18 protein-coding genes are annotated in these 22,502 nt (G+C 32.2%); 7 read left to right on the top strand and 11 right to left on the bottom strand.

Annotated features, from left to right (window positions below; all coding sequences use genetic code 11):
- The first annotated feature begins 31 nt into the window (after positions 1-31).
- Positions 32-1,396, top strand: a complete 1,365-nt coding sequence (locus tag FP421_RS09125; protein WP_159949780.1) for a TlpA family protein disulfide reductase — start codon at positions 32-34, stop codon at positions 1,394-1,396.
- On the opposite strand, the gene FP421_RS09120 is transcribed toward FP421_RS09125, so the two are convergent.
- Positions 1,393-1,752, bottom strand: a complete 360-nt coding sequence (locus FP421_RS09120) for a YraN family protein (RefSeq protein ID WP_159949778.1) — start codon at positions 1,750-1,752, stop codon at positions 1,393-1,395. The genes FP421_RS09125 and FP421_RS09120 overlap by 4 nt on opposite strands.
- Positions 1,753-1,800: 48 nt before the next feature.
- On the opposite strand from FP421_RS09120, the gene FP421_RS09115 reads away from it, so the two are divergent.
- Positions 1,801-2,697: a DUF1207 domain-containing protein gene (locus FP421_RS09115; protein WP_159949776.1), complete on the top strand. Its 897-nt coding sequence runs from the start codon at positions 1,801-1,803 to the stop codon at positions 2,695-2,697.
- A gap of 1 nt (position 2,698) precedes the next feature.
- Here FP421_RS09115 and FP421_RS09110 read toward each other — a convergent pair whose 3' ends face one another.
- Positions 2,699-3,655, bottom strand: coding sequence for a S66 peptidase family protein (locus FP421_RS09110; protein WP_159949956.1), 957 nt, complete (start codon positions 3,653-3,655; stop codon positions 2,699-2,701).
- A gap of 171 nt (positions 3,656-3,826) precedes the next feature.
- On the opposite strand from FP421_RS09110, the gene metG reads away from it, so the two are divergent.
- The gene (metG, locus tag FP421_RS09105) at positions 3,827-5,896 is read left to right on the top strand and encodes a methionine--tRNA ligase (protein WP_159949774.1); all 2,070 of its coding nucleotides are present in this window, start codon (positions 3,827-3,829) and stop codon (positions 5,894-5,896) included.
- Positions 5,896-6,798, top strand: coding sequence for a histone deacetylase family protein (locus tag FP421_RS09100; protein WP_159949772.1), 903 nt, complete (start codon positions 5,896-5,898; stop codon positions 6,796-6,798). Before metG ends, FP421_RS09100 begins: the two co-directional genes overlap by 1 nt.
- 14 nt (positions 6,799-6,812) lie before the next feature.
- On the opposite strand, the gene FP421_RS09095 is transcribed toward FP421_RS09100, so the two are convergent.
- From FP421_RS09095 to FP421_RS09055, 9 genes are all read right to left on the bottom strand, one after another.
- Complete coding sequence (locus FP421_RS09095; protein ID WP_159949770.1) at positions 6,813-8,963, bottom strand: xanthine dehydrogenase family protein molybdopterin-binding subunit; 2,151 nt, start codon at positions 8,961-8,963, stop codon at positions 6,813-6,815.
- An 18-nt stretch (positions 8,964-8,981) separates the two neighbouring features.
- Positions 8,982-9,443 carry a (2Fe-2S)-binding protein gene (locus tag FP421_RS09090; protein ID WP_159949768.1) on the bottom strand — a complete coding sequence of 154 codons (462 nt, stop codon included), beginning with the start codon at positions 9,441-9,443 and terminating at the stop codon, positions 8,982-8,984.
- Between the two features lie 300 nt (positions 9,444-9,743).
- Positions 9,744-10,937 (bottom strand): porin family protein, encoded by a 1,194-nt coding sequence (locus tag FP421_RS09085; protein ID WP_159949766.1) that lies wholly within the window; start codon positions 10,935-10,937, stop codon positions 9,744-9,746.
- A gap of 129 nt (positions 10,938-11,066) precedes the next feature.
- Positions 11,067-11,885, bottom strand: coding sequence for an ABC transporter ATP-binding protein (locus FP421_RS09080; RefSeq protein WP_159949764.1), 819 nt, complete (start codon positions 11,883-11,885; stop codon positions 11,067-11,069).
- Between the two features lie 15 nt (positions 11,886-11,900).
- Positions 11,901-12,749 carry an ABC transporter ATP-binding protein gene (locus FP421_RS09075; RefSeq protein ID WP_159949954.1) on the bottom strand — a complete coding sequence of 283 codons (849 nt, stop codon included), beginning with the start codon at positions 12,747-12,749 and terminating at the stop codon, positions 11,901-11,903.
- A 111-nt stretch (positions 12,750-12,860) separates the two neighbouring features.
- Positions 12,861-13,967 (bottom strand): ABC transporter permease, encoded by a 1,107-nt coding sequence (locus FP421_RS09070; RefSeq protein WP_159949761.1) that lies wholly within the window; start codon positions 13,965-13,967, stop codon positions 12,861-12,863.
- A 126-nt stretch (positions 13,968-14,093) separates the two neighbouring features.
- Positions 14,094-15,476, bottom strand: coding sequence for a CmpA/NrtA family ABC transporter substrate-binding protein (locus tag FP421_RS09065; RefSeq protein WP_159949759.1), 1,383 nt, complete (start codon positions 15,474-15,476; stop codon positions 14,094-14,096).
- Positions 15,477-15,763: 287 nt separating this feature from the next.
- Positions 15,764-16,516: a Crp/Fnr family transcriptional regulator gene (locus FP421_RS09060; RefSeq protein WP_236548085.1), complete on the bottom strand. Its 753-nt coding sequence runs from the start codon at positions 16,514-16,516 to the stop codon at positions 15,764-15,766.
- Positions 16,517-16,670: 154 nt separating this feature from the next.
- Entirely contained in the window at positions 16,671-18,581 is a 1,911-nt protein-coding gene (locus tag FP421_RS09055) for a hypothetical protein (RefSeq protein WP_159949757.1), read from the bottom strand.
- Positions 18,582-18,750: 169 nt separating this feature from the next.
- Between FP421_RS09055 and FP421_RS09050 the strand changes: the two genes are divergently transcribed.
- The 3 genes from FP421_RS09050 to nrfD are packed head-to-tail and all read left to right on the top strand — an operon-like array spanning position 18,751 to position 22,493.
- Positions 18,751-20,994 carry a molybdopterin-containing oxidoreductase family protein gene (locus tag FP421_RS09050; RefSeq protein WP_159949755.1) on the top strand — a complete coding sequence of 748 codons (2,244 nt, stop codon included), beginning with the start codon at positions 18,751-18,753 and terminating at the stop codon, positions 20,992-20,994.
- A complete protein-coding gene (locus FP421_RS09045) occupies positions 20,991-21,524 on the top strand; it encodes a 4Fe-4S dicluster domain-containing protein (protein ID WP_159949753.1) in 534 nt (177 codons plus the stop codon). The genes FP421_RS09050 and FP421_RS09045 overlap by 4 nt, the downstream gene beginning before the upstream one ends.
- A gap of 6 nt (positions 21,525-21,530) precedes the next feature.
- The gene (nrfD, locus tag FP421_RS09040) at positions 21,531-22,493 is read left to right on the top strand and encodes an NrfD/PsrC family molybdoenzyme membrane anchor subunit (protein WP_236548084.1); all 963 of its coding nucleotides are present in this window, start codon (positions 21,531-21,533) and stop codon (positions 22,491-22,493) included.
- The last annotated feature ends 9 nt before the right edge of the window (positions 22,494-22,502 follow it).

The following is a 22,502-nucleotide window of genomic DNA, read 5'->3' as shown; positions in this document are numbered from 1 at the left end:
TGAATTCTATTTAAAGATTAAATTCTAAAAAATGAAAAAATTAACTTTACTAATTATTTTAATATCTGCTGTTTCATTCTCACAATATACTGTGCATGGAACAATGACTCCTGCTATAAAAAGTGATTGGGTTATCTTATATAAAATTGAGGGTGCAAGACAAAAGTTTGTACAAAACTCAAAAATAAAAATCGATTCTGTTTCTAGTCAAGGAACAAAACAAGCTATTGGTCGTTTTAACTTTACATTACCAAAAGACACTCCTGTTGGCGCCTACAGAGTTACCTATAAATTAGAAGGTGCAGGCTTTGTAGATTTTATTTTTAACAAAGAAAATGTGAGTTTTGGCTTTCATCCAGATTATCCAAATCAATCTATAATATTTTCAGAATCTAAAGAAAACATCTTTTATCGTAATTATTTAATCGCTATTGCTAAAGCACAACAAACATTAGATTCTCTTCAGGTTACTGCACTAAGAAACCCTAATTTAAATGTAAAAACTAAGTATAAAACAGCTTACAACAAAGTAAATTCAATTCAAAAAAAATACTTAGAAGGTGCTAACGGAATGTATGTACAACCTTTTGTAAAAGCTTCTTTTAGAACTAGTTCTCCAGAGCTAATTGACACACCACAAAAGTACATGTCTAATATGATTACTACTTTTTTTGATAGAATGGATTTTAACAATAAAACGCTAATGAATTCTTCTTTTTTAATAGATAGAATTACAGATTATGTGTTTTATATCAATTATTCTGATGACGCAGATATGCAACAAAAACTCTTAAAGCAATCTGTAAAAACTGTTTTAAATAAGGTAAAAAACATCAATTTTAAAAAAGATGTTATCGAGTTTTTGATTGGACAATTTGAGGATTCAAAAAATTTAGAATTAATTGATTATTTATTCGAAAAACATTACAACAATCTTCCTGAAAAGGTTCAAAACAAAAAGTTTAAAGAAGAGAAATTAGCACTATTAGCTGCTGAAATAGGTAGAGTTGCACCAGATTTTTCTTGGAAAGAAAATGGAAAAACTTTAAAATTATCTACCCTAAACGATGCCCAAAATTACATTTTGGTTTTTTGGAGTACAGGCTGTTCGCATTGTTTAAGAGAAATACCTCAGTTACACAACTATCTAAAAGGAAATAGCAAAATAAAAGTAATTGCCTTTTCTTTAGAAACCAATGATTTTTCTTGGAAAAAACTCAAACAAGATTTATCCAATTGGCATCATGTTTTAGGTTTAAATAAATGGGAAAACAAAACAGCAAGAACCTATAATATTTTATCTACACCAAGTTATTTTGTATTAGATGCTAATAAAAAAATTATTGCAAAACCAGATGCGTTTAAAGATGTGAAAGCTTTTGTAGAGAAACTTTAAAAGTGTAAAAAAGCATCTTTTAAATGCTCAATTTTGGTTTCTTTTTTTTGATGAATTATCGCAATAATATCAAAACGAACCTCTACATCTAAATCTCTTTCTACAACATAATTATCTATTGCAGAAAGTAGTAATTTTATTTTCTTTGGATTGACAAACTCTTCTGGATTCCCAAAATAATCACTACTTCTTGTCTTTACTTCAATTGCTGCAAGGGTATCATTTTTTTGAGCAATAATATCTACTTCTGCTTTTAAATAACGGTAATTTTTTTCGAGAATTTTGTAGCCTTTTTTTAATAAAAAATCGATGGCTATTTGTTCTCCTTTTTTTCCTAATTCATTGTGTTGTGCCATTGTGTGAATTTACGAATTATTGATTACTTTTAAATCAAATTATTTTGAATGAAATCAACTAAAATTCAACTCTCTTTTTTACTCATTATTTTTTGTTTTTATCACAGTTTAGGGCAATCAAACTCAAATGCTTTTGAGCCTTTTTTGTCTCAGAAAAAAAGAAGTTTTCCCTTTTTAGTATTTAGCCCTACAAATAATAGTAGTGCTTTTAAGGTAAGTCCAATTACTGCTAAAACTGCTGGCGGCTTCCAATTCAATTCGTATAAAGTTTTGGTAAATTTAAAAGCAAATGTGTTTAAAAAACTATATGCAAAAAACAACTATCAATTGGCGGTAAGTGGTCATATCGACAATCAATTTGTATTTCGCGAAGAAAGTTCATCAAGATTTAATGGTATCACACATTCACTGTTTAATACTGATTATTTTATTTACCTGCACAACGATTTTGTGCTAAACAAAAACAACTTTTTACGCATCAATTTGTACCATAGATCATCGCATTTGGGTGATGATTTTTTATTAAAGAATGCGTATACCACAATTACACATCCAGATTATTGGGCAAACGACCCAAGTAATTATGAAACTATAGAAGTTTTGTATGCTTACAATAAAGAAAAAATGGGTTTGTATGGAGGTATTTCTTACATAGTTAGAACAGATAGTGACAGAAAAAAACTAGCATTCCAAACTGGTGCTGTTTTTAAAAATTTCGAATCAGAAAGTAAATTTTGGCGAAGAATTTTTATAGGATATGATTTCCGGTTTTTAGAAAACAATAACTTTAATGCAGATTTTAATGGCGGAATTGGATATGCATTTAAAAATAATAATAGTTTACGATTAGAATATTACAATGGTCATTTACCTTATAGCAGATTAGAAAGAGATGTAAAAACAAGTTGGTTATCTGTAGCTTTTTACTATAATTTAGAGTTGTAAATTAATCTTTAAAAACTATTGAGGATTCATTATTACCAATTGATAACTGAATACTTCTCCCAAAAATCAAAGCCCTGTTATCTGCTTCATGACCTGCTGGAAAGTCAAAAATTACAGGAATATCATTTGGAATCACATCTAAAATCAATTGCTCAATAGAACTCCCCCATTTGGTCGTGTTTTTTTTGACTGAACTCATATCGCCTACAATAACCGCATTTACATCAGTAAAATAATGGGCTCTTTTTAAGCTTTGCAACATTCTGTCTATAGCATATTTATACTCACCAATTTCTTCTATAAATAGAATTTTATCCTCAGTATTCAACTGACTTTTAGAACCCAACATTGAAGTTAAAATGGCTAAATTTCCACCAATAAGCTGTCCTTCTATTGTTGTTGAAGTATTTGTTCTATTGTATTCTGAAGCAGGAATTGTATACGCTATTTTATCACCAAAAAGCACTTTTTTAAATGATGAAATGGTCTCAATAATTTCCTCTGGTTTTTCTTCTAAACTAGTTGCCATCATTCCATGAATGCTTTCCACGCCTAAATTATGAATGTGATTGTGAAACGCAGTAATATCAGAATATCCAATAATCCATTTTGGGTGATTTAGAAACTGAGTATAGTCTAATTTATCTAAAATTCGTACTGAACCATAACCTCCTCTTGCTGCCCAAATTGCTTTTATAGACGGGTTGTCTAACGCTTTTTGAAAATCTGAAGCTCTTTCTGCATCAGTTCCTGCAAAATGATTGCCTTGATTAAATATATTTTTACCAAAAACCACATGCAAGCCCCAGCTTTCTGCCAATTGTTTAGCTTCTAAAATCACTGCCTGTCTTGAAGATTTTAAAATTCCTGCTGGTGCTAGAATAGTAATGGTATCTCCTTTTTGTAAATACGCTGGAGTTATGAGTTTTTCTTGTGCTTTTATTGATATGAAACTCATCAATAATGCTAAAATAAAAAGTACTTTGTTCCTCAAAATTGTGTTGTTTTCTAATTATCTAATCAAACAAATAGCTACGAACGTAAATGTATCTATTTTCTGTGGTTTTAAAAAATTGCTTTTTCGTACTTTTGCACTTCAAAAATCAGTCCAAAATTTAAGAGAAACTTTATGAGTGCTCCAAAAAGATATACAATTACAGCAGCGTTACCTTATACCAATGGTCCAATTCATATTGGTCATTTAGCAGGTGTGTATGTTCCTGCAGATATTTACGCGCGTTATTTACGCGGTATTGGCAAAGATGTAGCTTACATCTGTGGTTCTGATGAACATGGAGTTGCCATACCAATGAGAGCTAAAAAAGAAGGTGTTTCTCCTCAAGATATCATTGATAAATATCACGGAATTATCAAACAGTCTTTTGCTGATTTTGGTATTTCTTTTGATAATTATTCGAGAACTTCTTCAGAAATTCATCATAAAACTGCTTCTGAGTTTTTTGTGGATTTATATGATAAAGGAGAATTTGTAGAAGAAGTTACCGCACAGTTGTATGATGAAGAAGCTAATCAGTTTTTAGCTGACCGTTTTGTAGTGGGAACTTGTCCTAAATGTGGATTTGAAGAAAGTTATGGAGACCAATGTGAAAATTGTGGAACATCTCATAACGCCACTGATTTAATCAACCCAAAATCTGCAATTACAGGTAACGTACCTACTGTAAAAGAAACCAAACACTGGTTTTTACCTTTAGACAAACACGAAGATTTTTTACGTGAATGGGTTTTAGAGGGGCATAAAAAAGACTGGAAACCTAATGTTTACGGACAAGTAAAATCTTGGGTAGAAGATGGTTTAAGACCAAGAGCTGTAACTCGTGATTTAGATTGGGGAATTCCTGTTCCTGTAGAAGGTGCAGAAGGAAAAGTATTATATGTTTGGTTTGATGCGCCTATTGGCTATATTTCATCAACCAAAGAGTGGGCTGCAAGAGAAGGAAAAAACTGGGAAGATTATTGGAAAAAAGACGATACCAAATTGGTTCATTTTATTGGTAAAGACAATATTGTGTTTCACTGTATTATTTTTCCATCAATGTTAAAAGCACATGGAGATTATATTTTACCTGATAATGTTCCTGCAAACGAATTTTTAAATTTAGAAGGCAACAAATTATCAACTTCTAAAAATTGGGCAGTTTGGTTGCATGAGTATTTAGAAGAATTTCCAAATCAGCAAGATGTGTTACGTTATACCTTAACTGCAAACGCTCCAGAAAGTAAAGACAACGATTTTACTTGGAAAGATTTTCAGGCCAAAAACAACAGCGAATTGGTAGCTATTTTTGGTAATTTTATCAACAGAGTTGTGGTATTGACCAACAAATATTATCAAGGGCAAGTGCCACTTGCAGGGAATTTTTCTGAAGTTGATGAAGATGTTTTGGCGGCTGTAAAAGAATTTCCAAATATCATTGGTAAATCCATAGAAAGATATAGGTTTAGAGAAGCTTCTCAAGAATTGATGAATTTAGCTAGACTAGGAAACAAATATTTAGCAGATGAAGAACCTTGGAAAGTCATAAAAATTGATGAAGAACGAGTAAAAACCATTATGTACGTTGCTTTACAAATAGCAACAGCTTTAGCTGTGGTTTCTGAACCCTTTTTACCTTTTACATCAACAAAGTTAAAATCAATCCTAGATTTGTCATCTCGAGCGCAGTCGAGAGATCTTACTTGGAAAGACGTAACGAAAAAAGATATTTTATTACCAGCAAATCATCAAATTAAAAAAGCAGAATTGTTATTCTCTAAAATTGAGGATAAAACTATTGAAGCACAATTGGCAAAATTAGAAGCGACTAAATTAGCTAACGAGCAAGAAAATAAAGTGGTAGAACCTCAAAAAGAAACCATAGAATTTGATGACTTTACCAAATTAGATATCAGAATTGGTACTATTTTAGAAGCGGAAAAAGTAGCCAAAACTAAGAAACTTTTAAAATTAAAAGTTGATGTGGGTATTGATACAAGAACCATAGTATCAGGAATTGCAGAAAGTTTTTCTCCAGAAGAAATTATTGGCCAACAAGTTTCTGTTTTGGTAAATTTAGCACCAAGAAAAATTAGAGGTGTAGAAAGCCAAGGAATGATTTTAATGACAGATACACCTGAAGGAAAATTGGCTTTTGTAGCACCTGAAAAAGAAGTTAAAAACGGACAGCAAGTAAGTTAATGCTTAAAATAGCATATCATCCTATATACAAACATCCTTTACCAGAAGGTCATCGTTTTCCGATGGAAAAATATGATTTGTTACCTCAACAATTGTTGTATGAAGGAACTTGCAATCCAGAAAACTTTTTCGAGCCAGAGATACCCAATAACAAACACTTTTTTACGGTTCATGAACCTGAGTATTTTTTTGATTTATTAAATATTACTTTACATCAAAAAGCATCAAGAAAAATAGGTTTTCCGTTATCGGAAATACTCATAGAGCGTGAAATGATTATTGCAGATGGTACTATGAAAGCCTCAAGATTTGCTTTACAAAACGGAATTGCAATGAACATTGCAGGTGGCACACATCATGCGTTTTCTAATCGTGGAGAAGCGTTTTGCATGTTAAATGACCAAGCCATTGGTGCAAAATATTTACAGCAAAAAGGTTTAGCAAATAAAATTTTAATTGTGGACTTAGACGTTCATCAAGGAAATGGAACCGCTGAAATCTTTCAACAAGACGATGCTGTTTTTACATTTTCTATGCACGGTAAAAGCAATTATCCTTTTGTTAAAGAAGAATCTGATTTAGACATCGCTTTAGAAAATGATACAAAAGATGATGAGTATTTATCGATTTTGAAAGAAACCTTACCTAAACTCATCACCCAAGAAAAACCAGATTTTATCTATTATTTGTGTGGAGTTGATGTTATTGAAACTGATAAATTGGGTAAACTAGCATTAACAATGGAAGGCTGTAAAGAACGAGATCGTTTTGTTCTACAAACTTGTTTCGATTTAAAAATCCCTGTAATGTGTTCTATGGGTGGAGGTTATTCTAAAGATATTAAGATTATTGTAGAAGCTCACGCCAATACCTTTAGATTGGCGCAAGAAATTTACTTTTAATTTTTTTTTGAAAATTAGCCTAAAACAGAACTCTTTTGTAAATCTTTTATAAAAGGCTGCTTGTATAAACGTTTTCCTAAAGCAGCATGAATTGCATTGGCAACAGCACCTCCTGCAGGTGGTAAACCTGGTTCTCCTAAACCTGTTGGTGATAAGTTGTTTTGTACAAAATGTACCTCTACTTTTGGAGTTTCTTGCATTCTAATCAACCTATATCGATCAAAATTATTAGCATCTGGTTTTCCGTTTTTAAAAGAAAAATCAGCGTACATGGCATGTCCTATTCCGTCTAAAACTCCACCTTGAACTTGATTCATAGCTCCAGTAGGATTAACAACTACACCACAATCTACAGCAGCAGTTACTTTTTTAATTACTGGAAAACCATCTTTTAAAACAATTTCTGCAATTTCTGCAACGTGTGTATTATGACTGTAATATGCTGCAAAACCTTGGTAAACTCCTTCTGGAGTTTTCCCCCAATTTCCTTTTTCTTTTACTAATCTAATGGTGTCTTCCATTCGTTGACCAGAGTATTCAATTCTTTTATCAGTAGTATTTTTTACATTCTGCAATAAATCTAAGCGCAATTGAATAGCATCAACATTTAGTTCTACTGCTAACTCATCAAAAAAACTTTGCTCTGCATAAGCTAAGAAGTTGGTATAAGGTGCTCTCCATGCTCCAGTTGTAATATTACTCTTATAATTACCTGTTTCAATTTTTAGATTAGGAATACATCCTGCAGGAAAAAAATTAGGAATTAAACCATACATGTTTCCATTAATAGCAGCTTCCTTTAAATGATATCCTGTAACTTTTCCATCTTTTAAAGAGGCCGCAATTCTATATTTTACAGAAGGTTTATATCTACCCGCTGTCATATCATCTTCTCTAGAATAGACTACTTTAACAGGTTTATTTGCTAAACTTGAAATTTCTGCAGCTTCTAAAGCAAAATCTCCATATAAACGTCTACCAAAACCACCTCCCATTCTTGTCATCTCGCAATGAATATCTTCTGTTTTTCTCTTGAGCAATTTAGCAACTCTGTTTACGGTCCATTGTGGAGTTTGAATAGGGCCTACCAAATGCACTTTATCTGCTGTTACATCTGCATAAAAATTCATTGGCTCCAGACAATTATGAGGTAAAAATGGTGAATGATATGTTCTTTCAATCACTTTATCTGCATTAGCAAAAGCTTGTTTTACATTCCCATCTTCTCTACGAACATTCAACTTTTTACCATCTAAGATCTTGGTTAAAATTTTATCGTGATTTTCTGTTGATTCTAATTTTTTGTCCTTCCATTGAGCAGTTAAAGCTTTTTTACCTTTCATGGCTGCCCAAGTTGATGAAGCCAACACTGCAATTTTATTTCCAAATTTGATGACATCAGAAACTCCATGTACAGCTTTGGCATTAGTATCATCAAAAGACACTAATTTCTGACCAAATGCTGGTGGTCTTAAAACAGAAGCAATAAGTACATTACCTGCTTTATAATCAAGGCCAAATAAAGGTTTTCCAGTAATAATTTTATTGAGATCTACATTCTTAGCATCATTTCCTACAATTGTAAAATCTTTGATGTCTTTTAAAGTTATATTTTCTGGCACCTCTAATAAAGCGGCTTCTTTTACAACTTCTCCGTAACCAATTTTATCACCTTTTGCATTAGTGATAATTCCTTTTGATGCTTTTAAAGTTGATGCATCTACTTTCCATTTTGCAGCGGCAGCATTGACTAACATTTGTTTAGCTGTGGCACCTGTTTGACGGAGTATATCCCAACTGGCACGAATAGATTGACTTCCACCAGCTACTTGCCTTTTAAAATTCTTAGTATCTAAAGCAGCCTGTTCTACATTTACTTTGCTCCAATCTACATCTAATTCTTCTGCGATAATCATTGGCATAGACGTTTTTACGCCTTGTCCAATTTCTGGATTTGTAGAATATATTGTAACATAACCTTCATCAGATATTTTAATGTAGGCATTAAAATCGTTAAAATTTAAGTTTTTAATATCTACAGGCATTACTGCATCTTTTTTACAAGCTGTAAGTAAATTGAAGCCAATTAACATTCCTCCACCTGCTAAAACTGATGTCTTTAAAAAATTTCTTCTGCTAAAATTTGTATTGATTTTTGATTTCATTTTCTTAAATTTTAGTGATTAAGCCATTTTTTCAGCAGCAACTTTTACCGCTTTTTCTATTCTATTATACGATGCACATCTGCAAATATTACCATGCATTGCTGCTCTAATTTCTTCTTCTGAAGGGTTTTTATTTTCTGCTAAAAAAGCTGATGCTGTCATTATTTGTCCTGCTTGACAATATCCACATTGTGGAACATCTATTGCTGCCCAAGCTTCTTGTACTGGATGTTTTCCATCATCAGACAAACCTTCTATTGTGGTGATTTTCACACCATCTAAAATAGAAACTTGTAGTTGACAACTTCTAGTTGCAACTCCATCTATATGCACAGTACAAGCTCCACATTGTGCAATTCCACAACCAAATTTGGTGCCTACTAAATTGAGTTCATCTCTTAAAATCCATAACAATGGTGTATCTGCATCTGCAGAAACAGATTTTTCTTTTCCGTTAATGTGAAGTGTGTAGTTAGGCATTTTAATTGTCTTTAAATTGAAATTGTAAGTTACAAAAAAATGTAATTCAATGAATTAAGTTCTTTTCTTAGTACTTTATTTAAGAATCATTTAACATAAACTATCATGAAACAAATGTCTTTAAATGATTCTAAAGCTATCATTTTACAAATAAATCATCTTATATTAAACCTTTAAAACTAACACAAATAAAGCTTTAAAAACAAAAAAATCCCTCTTTCGAGGGATTCATATATTGAAACATATAATCTATTAACACTAAAACGACTATAAAATCAATATCTATCTAAAGGCTTCATTTTACTTTCCTGATAAGAACTTAGGCTTAATAATTAACATTGCCCAAGCCCAATTTTGAGTACTATCTGCTCCTGTAACTGAACTAGGTTCAAAGAATTGTGAATAACCCGCTACCAATTTAAATCCTTTAAAACCTTTTGCGACAACTAAATCTAGCTCGTTACCTAAACTTTCTTTCGTTAAAGATTGCTCTTTAAAGTTGTGGAATTTAGCTGTTAAAGAATATCCTTTTGGTAATTTAAATTTTGCTCCAATATTTAAATCAATTAAACCACCAGCATTCCCATGATTTCCAACATAGAAACGATCCATTAAACCATTAAATTTATGATTAGTCCCATATAGTGGAAAAAAAGCTGCTGATGTAGCTGTTTTTCCAGAAATGGATTCTAAACCTGCTAATAACGTTGTTTTTTCGGTCGCTTTAAATGTAGCGTCTAAACTCAGTAAATTAGCACCTTTTACTGCTACACCTCCAACTCTGTCTCCATTTTGGAAAAATATATTACTTGCTAAACCAAAAGCTCCTATGTTGTATTTTGCATGTACACCTAATGTATACAATCTAGATTTAAGGTCTGTTCCATTTTGATAAACTGTGTTTAAGTATAATGCACTTAAATTTAATTTACCTAATTTTTTATTAGCATGAGCAAAGAATAATTCTCTGTAAGAAAATAAAGCTGCTGTATCATAAATGTTATCTCCAAAAGTGTTTAAAGAATAACCTACATCTAAACCAAAACCACCTTTAGATTTGTGTTTTAAAACACCAACATCATGCGTTCTTGCTTGTTGTGCCCAAGCTAAACCTCCTAAAATTCTTTGATCATCATAAGAAAGTGGTTGACGCCCTAATTTTAAACTCCAAGTTTCTGCTAATTTAATGTTTGCCCAAGCTTCTTGTACTCTAAAATTTCCATTACCAGATGGAGATATTTGCGGCCTGTCTCCAAAAAGAAATACTTCTTGAAAACCTAGATAAACTGTATATGTTTCTGTTTTATAACTTGCATTTATTGCAGCTCTAACACTTGTTTGTAGCCAAGGTGTAGAACCTGCTAATGCTGTTTTAGATTGTCCATTTCCAAATAATTCTGTTCGTGGTCTAAACTCTCCCTCTAATGTAAATTGTGCTGACGCGAATTGAAAACACGCTAACAGTAGCCCTAAAATTATACCTTGTTTTCTCATTGTTTCTAATTTTTAATTTGTGTTGTTTATTGATTAATTTTTTGGTTGTTAACACCTAAGGCAGTGAAGTTTTTTGCTTCAAAAACCAATTTCTATTTTAAAATTTATGTTTGTTTTTTTAAAGTTTGCTTAGTGCTCTAAAAAGTCAATTAAATGTTTACGATACTTGTAATAATCATCGTGCTCTAAAACCGATTTTCTTGTTCTTGGTCTTTTAAAATCGATATCTAAAATGTCTCCAATTTTGGCTTTTGGTCCGCTTGTCATCATAACTACTCTGTCTGCTAAAAAGATGGCCTCATCAACATCATGAGTAATCATAACTGCAGTAATTTTTTCTTTGTTCCAAATTTCGATTAAGATATCTTGCAATTCTCCTCTTGTTAACGAATCTAACATTCCAAAAGGTTCGTCTAGCAACAATACTTTAGGTTTAATGGCAAATGCTCTTGCAATACCCACTCTTTGTTGCATTCCTTGTGATAAATCTGAAGCTCTTTTATAAAACGCATCTTCTAAACCAACTTTTTGTAAATAATATTTTGCAACATCTGTTCTTTGTGCTTTACTTGCATGAGGAAAAACTTGATTTACACCTAACATCACATTTTGTAAAGATGTCATCCAAGGCATAAGACTTGGTGATTGAAAAATAACTCCTCTATCTGGTCCTGGTCCTTTAATATGTTTTCCAAGAACAGCAATGTTTCCTCCAGAAATAGGATTTAGGCCTGCAATCATAGATAACATTGTGGTTTTTCCACATCCAGAATGTCCAATAATGGTCACAAATTCTTCTTTTTTTATTTGAAGATTTAAGTTTTCTAAAACTACATAATCTCCTTTTGGTGTAGGGTATACTTTTTTTAAGTCTTTTAGATCTAACATTACTTCATTAGAAGGAAATTTCTTTGCTATAATTTCTTTTGTAATTGATTTTTCTGTCATTATGCTCATCTTTTTCTATCTAAATTGATTAACAAAATCTTTTGGAGTTAATTCTGGCAACATATATTCTGTTGTTTCTTCTGATTTACGTTCATTACCAATATCCATCAAATACTCAATAATTGCATTTCTGGTTTCTTTAAAATTGGCATTATCATTCATTTCTGTTTTATCTCTAGGACGATCAATATCTATCTTAAATTCTGGACCTAAAGTTGCATTTGGCCCTGGTCTTAAAGGAATAATTCTGTCTGCCATATAAATACCTTCATCAACATCATTGGTAATTAACAAGGCTGTACGTTTGTCTTTTCCCCAAATGTTTAAGATTTGATCTTGCAAATTTCCACGTGTTAGAGCATCTAAAGCTCCAAGAGGTTCGTCCATAATAATCATATCTGGTTTCATGGCTAAAGCTCTTGCTACAGCTACTCTTTGACGCATTCCTCCTGATAATTCTTTTGGTAATTTGTTAATGGCTGGCGTTAAACTTACCATATCTATATAATGTGCAGCTTTACGTTTCCAGACTGATTTATCGCGTTTAGGAAAAGCCGCTTTTACCGCCATTACAACGTTTTGCTCTACTGTTAACCAAGGCAATAGTGAATAATTTTGGAAGATTACACCTCTTTCATGACTTGTGCCTTTTACAGGTTCTCCTTTAAATAAAACCTCGCCACTTGTTGGCTCTAACAAACCATTTATTAAGTTTACCAAAGTTGTTTTTCCACTTCCTGTAAAACCAACAATGGCAACAAATTCTCCTTCTTCTATTTTTAAGTTGATGTTAGACAAGACTTCTGTCTCACTATCACCTTGACCATAGGTTTTGTATATATTTTTAAGCTCTAAATATGCCATTTTTTGATGTTTAATTGTTGAAGCGTGTAATTGTTTATTTGTGTAATTGCTGTAGATTGTTGTATGCTGCATTTTCGCTTACACGATTAAACAGTTAAACAATTACACATGTTAAATAGCGTCTTGTTTATCAAAAGAAATCCAATTTTGAATGGATAACATTATTCTGTCTAATAAAAATCCAATAATTCCAATGGCAAACATTGCTACAATTATTTTTGCGTTAGAATCATTAGCTCCATTTTGGAATTCTTCCCACACAAATAATCCTAAACCAGGGCTTTGTGCCAAAAGTTCAATAGCAATTAAAACCATCCAAGCAACTGATAATGTGATTTTTAATCCTGTAAAAATTAATGGTAAAGAAGATGGTAATACTACTTTGAATATTTTTTGAAAAGTACCTAACTTTAAAACTTTTGCAACATTGATAAAATCTTTATCTACCGTAGAAACTCCCATTGCAGTGTTTACTAAAGTTGCCCACATAGAACACAAACCAACACTAATAAATGAGATGGTGAATGAACTATCTTCTGTAGAACCTATTAATACTGTTTTTACAATCATAAAAACCAATAAGTACCAAACTACTGGAGAAACTGGTTTAAAAATTTGAATAAACCAATTGAATGCACTTTTTAAAGTTGGACTTAATCCGATAAAAACACCCAAAGGAACTGCAATTAAAAGTGCTAGAAAGAAACCTGCAAAAACTGTTTGTAAGCTTCTAAAAATTTGATCAACAAAAGATGGCCTTCCAGTATATACAATTGGATCTTTTCCTGCAGCAATTCTTTTTTCGTTCAAGGCTGCTGTTTTTTCGATAAATGCAGCTTTGTCTGCGCTAATAATGTTATGATCTCTAAGTAAAGATTGAAAAGATTCCCAAACTTGAGCAGGTGATGGTAATGTATTAGGTTGACAACTTGAATCGCCAGAAGCAATGCATGCTTTTAATGCATCTGCAGCAACTTGACCTTGATCTTGTAGTGCTTTTTCAATTTTGAATTCCGCCTCAATGTTGTATAGTGACTTTGCTCCTAAATGCCACATTCCTAAAAATAAAAATATGGAAGCAAGTGGCACAATAAATTTACGTAAAAAGTTTTTAAAATCTTCTTTTTCTAGTTTTCCAGTAAATAAATCTTTTAAAGTTGTAAAAATTCCCAATCCTAAAAAATCAGATACTTTTCCTAATGTTAAACTTGCTTTCATAATTCTGTATTCTTAATTTTAATATTCTCGATAAAATTTTTCATTCTTCAAAATCACTTGAACTGAAATTACCGATTGTCATATCGAGTAATTCCGATTTTTCATCGGAATTGTATCGAGAGGTTATTATTTGTCTTTATTTCCTATTTTAAAACTGTTGATATATCCTATTGGATCTTTAGCATCATAGGTTGTACCGTCTATAAAATCTGCTGTTGCTGGTTTGTAACCATCTGTTGCTGGAATATCTGATGCAGGTATGTTTCCTTCTTCAACTAATAATGTAGCAGCCTTTTTCCAGATATCTGGTCTGTAAATATCTTTTATGGTTGATGCATACCAATCTGCTGGTTTTGCATCAGGAATTTGCCCCCATCTTCTCATTTGGGTTAAGAACCAGATTCCATCAGAATAAAAAGGGTAGGTTGCATTGTATTTATAGAATACATTAAAGTCTTCCATATCTCTTTTATCACCTTTTTCAAACTCGAAAGTACCTGTCATTGAATTTGCTAAAACTGCTTCTGGCGCTCCAACATATTGAGACATTGATAAGATTTTTACAGCTTCTTTTCTGTTTTCTGGTTTATCTAACCATTTACCAGCTCTAATTAAAGCTTTAGTAACTGCAATTGCTGTATTCGGATTTTCTTTTACAAATTTCTCTGTCATAACAAATACTTTTTCTGGGTTATTTTTCCAGATATCATAATTTGTTACTACAGGAACGCCAATTCCTTTAAATACTGCTTGCTGATTCCAAGGCTCACCTACACAATACCCAAAAATGGTACCTGCTTCTAGGGTTGCTGGCATTTGTGGTGGTGGTGTTACAGATAATAAAACCTCTGCATCAATTTGACCTTGTACATTTTCTTTTGTGTACATACCTGGATGAATTCCTGCTGCTGCTAACCAATATCTAATTTCATAGTTATGTGTAGATACAGGAAAAACCATTCCCATTTTAAATGCTTTACCAGAATTTTTATACTCTGTAATTACGGGTTTTAATGCATCTGCTTTGATAGGATGAATAGGTTTACCATCTTTATCTGATGGTACATTTGGTTTCATTTTAGACCAAACATCATTAGAAACTGTAATTCCATTTCCGTTTAAATCCATAGAAAATGGAGTTACTAATTTTGCTTGACGTCCAAATCCTGCACCTGCTGCAATTGGCTGACCTGCTAACATGTGCGATCCATCTAATTGCCCATCAATAACTCTGTCTAAAACATTTTTCCAATTCGATTGCGCTTCTACAGAAACAAACAACCCTTCATCTTCAAAAAATCCTTTTTCTTTTGCAATGGCTAAAGGAGCCATATCTGTTAATTTGATAAACCCAAATGTTAACTGAGGTTTCTCAATATCTAATTGTTTTGTTTTTGATGTTGTTACTACTTCTGTTGTAGTTTCTTTTTTTGCTGTTTTACCTCCACACGCAAATAACAATAGTGCTACTGGTAAAATGTAAGTTGATTTTTTAAATAGAGATTTCATTTCTTGTAAGTTTTAGTATTCTACGTATTAATACTTATTTTTTGACAAATATATAAGTAGTATATATTCTATTATATGGAATAAACCATATTGAAACCTCTTTTTAAGACATGATTAAAACTGCCAAAAAACATGTTTTAAACATAAAACTCACATTTTTAGCATCTTAAAAATTACCTAGATCAATTATTTGTATAATTTTAATACTTATTTTTTTCTAAAAAAAGAAAAGCCTATTAAGTTTTTAAACTCAAAAGGCTTTTCAAATCAATTCAAATAAAATTATATTAAGAATCTAAAAAGTAGTTGTGCTCGCTAATTTCATTTTTAAGTAATTGCAAATTATGAATAGCAATTTTCTTTCCTTTTGTAGTAATTAATCCTTCTTTTTTTAAAGCAGAAAATACTCTTATAACTTGTTCTTCTGTTGTTCCTGCATAATCTGCATATTCTTTTCTACTTAACGGTAAATTTAGGAAACTTCGCAAATCACCAAATTTTCTATGAATGTATAATAAAGTATCAATAACTCTTTCTCGAACTGTCATTTGAGAAATAGACTTTACTTTAGATTCGCTTCTGTTTAGTTCGTTGGCGTAAAACAGCATCATATCGTAAGAAAACATGGGGTTTTCTAACAAAACTCTCTGCAACTGCTCTTTAGAAAAATAACACAAAACAGCATCCTCTAGCGCAATTGCACCTATAGAATAATACTCTTCTGTACCAAAACCTCTGTGTCCAATAATTTCACCTTCCTTGGCAAAACGTACAATTTGTTCACGACCATTGATACCTGTTCTAAAGACTTTTACGGTCCCTTTTAAAATAAAAAACAAACCATTTACAGATGCTCCTTCAATAATGAATTGTTGTCCTTTTTTACATTTTAAAGTTTTCTTATTTTCAACAAAATCTATACTTGTAAGATTGTTTAAATTCTTTTTAATTAAACAACTTTTATTATTGCATGAGGCACAAGAAAAATCTCTAATAACTTTTCTTGAGTTTTGATCTAAAATATTTACTGATTTTGTCACCTTAAGTATAAATGTTTTTCAAAACTACGTAATAATACTTAATTTTAAAAACATTTACTTATTTTTAGAAGTATCACAAAAAAAGCTTTCTGTTATTTAACAATCAAAGAAATAACAATTTAAATTTATTGAAATCATAATACGCTAGAAATTATTAATACGTATAATCTGGCAAAACACAAGAAGAATGTTTGTTTTTAAGCAAAGTATTTATTCCCAATTCTAAAGATTGTTTCATTACTTTAGAATTGTCTTTATGACATTGCAAACAAGCTCCAACCAACAATAAACTTTGCTGTTCTTTAAGAGCAAAAGGCCTAAAATCTGATCTTGTTGAATTAACAGTTTTGGTATCAATCTCTTTTAAAAAAGGAACCCAAGCATCTTCAGGTAAATTATCATTAGCATTTAAGGCATATTCAGGTGTGAAAATCCATTTCCCTTTTTGGTTGTTAATATCATAATCTAACATCCCTTTTCCAAAACCTAAAGTAGCTGCATTAGAATGACAAGATTTGCAGTCTCGAACTTCTTTAGTTGTTGTATGTGGTGAATTTGGCGCATATAATCTATGAAACAACAACTTTTCTTCCGAAGTTTTATCAGAATAACTATTTAAATCAATTGTCATAATCATTCCAGGAATTGCAGGTTCAATAATTTTGCCTTCTGAATTCTCACGAACTCCTAATGCAGGCATTGAGGATGAAAATTCAGCAACATATTCTTTCCATTGTCCTTTGGTAAACTTTTTATCTAGCAAATCAAAAGCACTGGGTTCATCTTTATCAAATTCATTATGGCAACCAATACAACGTGGTGTCCAAGATGAATGGCATGAAGCACAACTTACATTTTTATGCGCATTGTCTCTGGAACAGATATCTCCTTGGGGTTGCAAAGGGTGTAATTTCCCGTCTTTTTTTCCAATTAAATACGCATCACCCAAACTATCTACATATGTGTTTACCAATGGATGACCAGATTTTTTTACTGCAAGAATTGGTTTGTCTTGATGAGTATACGCTCTATGATCATACACAAGCATACTTTCTGCATCTAAAGAGTTATATAAAATTGTATTGGGTTTGTCTTTAAAATGACAATCTATACATTGAATTTTTACAGCTTGTTCTTCATGGGCATATTTTTTTCCATCACCCATAACTTCATGCGAAGAATGGCAATCGATACACAACAATCCTTTTGTATGATGCACATCTTCTTCTTTATATTTATAAACGCGTTTGTCTTCTAGAATTTTATAATCAGATTTATTTTTTACATCTTTTTCTTCTAACAAAGTTTCTTGTAAACCTAAATAATTAGTAGAAATTCTACTAGAACGACTATGACAACCAAAACAATGAGTATCATTCACAAAAATATCTGTAGAAGGATGAAATTTTGGAACGTTCTTTTTACTTGAAGTTACATAACGCTCAAGATCGTGTTTTGCTTCATCAGAATAATTTAAATGACAAGCATTGCAACCACCACCTCTACTTAGTTGATTTATTGGTCCAAAAGATTTTTTTTCTGCTCCTAAATGACAATTCGCACACAAATCTCTTAAATGTTTGTCTGATGCAGATTGATTTAAATCCTTTATATGATAATGATCATTTAGACTACCAGCTTCACCAAAAACAAATTTATCTACCGCTATAAGTCCGCTATTTGTTGTCATTAATGAGTTTTCTACTTTATGAAGTTCACTTGGGTGACAAGTACCACAAGTTTGTTTTGCATCCGATAAATTTCCAGGAATTAAAACCATGTTTTTATGAGCCAACTCTTTATCTGATGAAGCTGCGTTTCCTAAATGACAACTTACACAACCAATATATTTTGGATTGTGATGCTGAGAGTATCCTTTGGTATTTTGATGACAGAGAAAACAAGATTCAGAAGCTGCCAATACTGCTCCTTCATACACATTCTCTTTCACTATTTTATATGCTTCTTCTACCTCAAATAATTGTCTATTTTTAACAAGAAACAGTAGAGAAAACAACAAAAAGGCAACAATAAAAAACGCTTTAGTTTTCTTTATTTTATCCATTATTCAAATTTACAATAATTTAAAATCACAACAACTCAAAACAACAATCTCATCTATATTATTACCCTTATGTAACAAATGTTACATACAAACAACTGTTTTACTGACTTTTATCATAATTTCAATTTCCATTAGCTTTTATCTTTACTTCTGGATAAATCAGTAATATATGACAACTTCTAGAAGAAAATTTATTAAAATTTCTGCATTAGGTTTAGGAGGTGCTTTCGCATCAACTTCGGCATTTAGTCTTTTCGGAAACAATTCATATTTAAGTGAAAAAACGGCGCAAAATATTGCAAAAAACCTTAAAAAGACGGCTACTTACTGCGAAGTATGTTTTTGGAAATGTGCTGCTTGGGCATATTCTGATGAGAACAATACCATCAAAAAAATTATTGGTAACGATAATGATCCACATTGTTACGGTCGACTTTGTCCAAGAGGAACTGGTGGTGTTGGAATGTATGCTGATGAAGATCGCTTAAAAACGCCTTTAATTAGAACAACTATAGATGGCGAAGAAACGTTTAGAGAAGCAAGTTGGGATGAAGCTTTAGATTTAATTGCTTCTAAATTTAAAAATATCAAAGAAAAATATGGAGCAGAATCTTTTGCTTTATTAAAACATGGTTCTCCTGGAAAACATTTAGAACACCTTTTTAAGGCTTATGGCTCAGATACTATTGCTGAACCTGCCTACGCACAATGTAGAGGAGCTCGAGAAGCTGGTTTTAATCTAACCTTTGGCTCTTGGATTGGATCTCCAGAACCTACAGATATAAGAGACACCAAATGTTTAGTGTTAATTGGTTCTCATATTGGTGAGAATATGCACAACTCTCAAGTACAAGAAATGTCTGATGCTATTGATAATAAAGCAACAATCATTACTGTAGACCCAAGATTATCAACTGCCGCAAGTAAATCTAAATATTGGTTAGCAATTAAACCTGCTACAGATATTGCTTTAATGCTTGCTTGGATGAATGTCATCATAAAAGAAGAAATTTACGATAAAGCATATGTTGAAAAGTATACTACAGGTTTTGAAGAATTAAAAAAACACGTTGCTAATTTTACTCCAGAATGGGCCTATGGTATTACAACAATACAACCAGCAGAAATCAGAAAAACAGCAAGAGAAATGGCACATGCAGCACCTGCTGTTATCATTCATCCTGGGCGTCATGTAAGTTGGTATGGAGATGATACACAACGCGCAAGAGCGATGGCAATTTTAAATGGATTGTTAGGTTCTTGGGGAAGACGAGGAGGTTTTTATTTTAAAGAAAAAATTAGTGTCCCTAAATATCCACACCCTAAATATCCACATCCTAAATGGGATTGGTCTGATATTGGCGAAAAATTTCCTTTAGCACAAATGGGTATTACAACAGAAGTCATAAAATGTGCTATCCCAAGTAAAGACAACAAATATCCTGTAAAAGCATTAATGGTTGCTGGGACAAACATTACTAAATCTATTCCTAATAAGAAGTTATTGGAAAAAGCCATGAATGAACTTGAATTTATGGTAGTTTTAGATACAATGCCTATGGATGTCACTGGTTATGCTGATGTTGTTTTACCAGAATGCACTTATTTAGAACGTTATGATGGTATTCGTTCTGCAACAAATAGAGAGCCCTCTATTGCAGTTAGAGTTCCTGCTGTAAAACCTAAATACGATTCAAAACCAGGTTGGTGGGTTGCAAAACAAATTGGCGATCGTATTGGCTTAAGCGATTATTTTAGATATAGTGATTATAAAGAGGTTATTGAATGGCAATTGCAAAAGATGGGGACATCTTTAGATGAAATGAAAAAGATTGGCGTTAAAAACTTTCCTCGTACATCTAGACCGCTGTATTTAGAAGAGAATGAAGATTATGAGTTTCCAACTGAAAGTGGAAAAATTGAACTGTACTCTAAAGAACTAGAAAACCTTGGTTTTGATCCTATGCCAGTGTACACAAAACACCCAGAACCACCTCAAGGATTTTATAGATTAAATTATGGTAGAGCACCAATGCATACCTTTAGTAGAACTGCTAACAACCCCAATTTAAATGATTTAAAAAGTGAAAATAATCTTTGGGTAAATCCTAAAGTGGCAAGAATCATTGGGTTAAAAAAAGGACAATCTGTTTGGTTAAAAAATCAAGATGGTGTTACCTCAACATTTTCTATCAAAGTAAGGGTTACAGAGCGTATTCGATGGGATTCTGTGTATATGGTTCATGGTTTTGGGCACGATAATAAAAAATTAACAAGAGCTTTTGGTAAAGGTATTAACGATACTCAAATGATTACAAAAACCATGGACGACCCAATTATGGGAGGTACTGGTATGAGAGGAAATTTTGTAACAATTTTAACTGAAAATCCATATAAAAAACAAGCGATATGAGATATGCTATGGTAATAGACACCTTAAAATGTGTGGGTTGTAGCGACTGTGTGGTTGCTTGTCAAACCGAAAATGATGTGCCAATTGGGTACTGTAGAGATTGGATTACAGAAACTGTAGATGGCACATACCCAAATGTGGTTTTAGAATTAAAATCAGAAAGATGTAATCATTGTGCAACTGCACCTTGTGTTCGATGTTGCCCCACAGGAGCAAGTCATATTGTAGAAGGCGGAATTGTTTTAGTCACTGCAGATGAATGTATAGGTTGTGGAGCTTGTATAGAATCTTGTCCTTACGATGCACGTTATCAACATCCAGATGGTTATGTAGACAAATGTACTTTTTGTCATCATAGACTTAAAAAAGGACAGCTCCCTGCCTGCGTTTCTGTTTGTCCTACAAAGTGTATGTATTTTGGAGATTTAGACAATCCGAATAGTGAAGTTTCTATGTTGTTAAAGAATAGAAAACACAAAACATTAGCACCAGAAGCAGGAACAAACCCTCATGTGTTTTACTTAATATAAATTGATATGATACAAGAAGAAATTTTTACAAGTGGCAGAAATATTCCGAACATAGACCCTTCTTTAGAAATTTGGCATTGGCCAATTTCTGTGTATTTATTTTTAGGAGGGCTTGCTGCTGGTATTTTGTTTTTTGGAGCCTTACTTTATATTCTTGGTTTGGAAAATAAATATCCAACAGCAGTAAAAACTGCGTCAATAATTCCACCAATTGCATTGTCTTTAGGTCTTTTGGCATTGGTGTACGATTTAACGCATCCTTTATATACTTGGCAATTATACACAACTTTCAGAATTGAGTCGCCCATGTCTTGGGGTGCTTGGGTATTATTAATAACCACTCCTTTATCTTTTATCTGGACGTTTAGTTCTTACAGAGAAGTGTATCCTAAATTAGAGGAAAAGCTACAGATTTTTAAACGATTTGCATTCTTAAATTCATTCGAAAAGTTTACCATCAAAAACAAAAAAAATATTGCTTATGCTTTAATACCTCTAGCTTTAATTTTAGGGGTGTATACAGGTATTTTATTATCTGCATTTAACGCAAGACCTCTTTGGAATAACGCTATTTTAGGTCCGTTATTTCTTGTTTCAGGGCTTTCTACAGGCGCTGCAGCTATCATTTTATTATCAAAAACAAAAGCAGAAAAACATCTTTTTGGTAAAATAGATTTAGGATTAATTATTATAGAATTGGCTTTAATCACGCACATGATTATGGGCTATTATGCAGGTTCTCAAGTACAGTTAGAAGCAATGCAGCTACTTGTAAATGGAGATTTTACACTTATGTTCTTTGGTTTTGTAGTTTTATTAGGACTGATAATCCCCGGAATTCTAGAATTTATTGAACTTCTTGGTTTTAAAGCACCCGTTGTTGTGCCTGCTTTATTGGTGATTCTTGGGGGGCTCATTTTTAGGTTTGTAATGGTAGAAGCTGGACAATTAACCAGGTTTCTTTATTAAATTTTAACA

Source organism: Polaribacter septentrionalilitoris (genome assembly GCF_009832745.1).
GTDB lineage: Bacteria > Bacteroidota > Bacteroidia > Flavobacteriales > Flavobacteriaceae > Polaribacter > Polaribacter septentrionalilitoris.
Note: the sequence above shows the minus strand (reverse complement) of the source record. Positions and strands in the feature narration are given on the sequence as shown.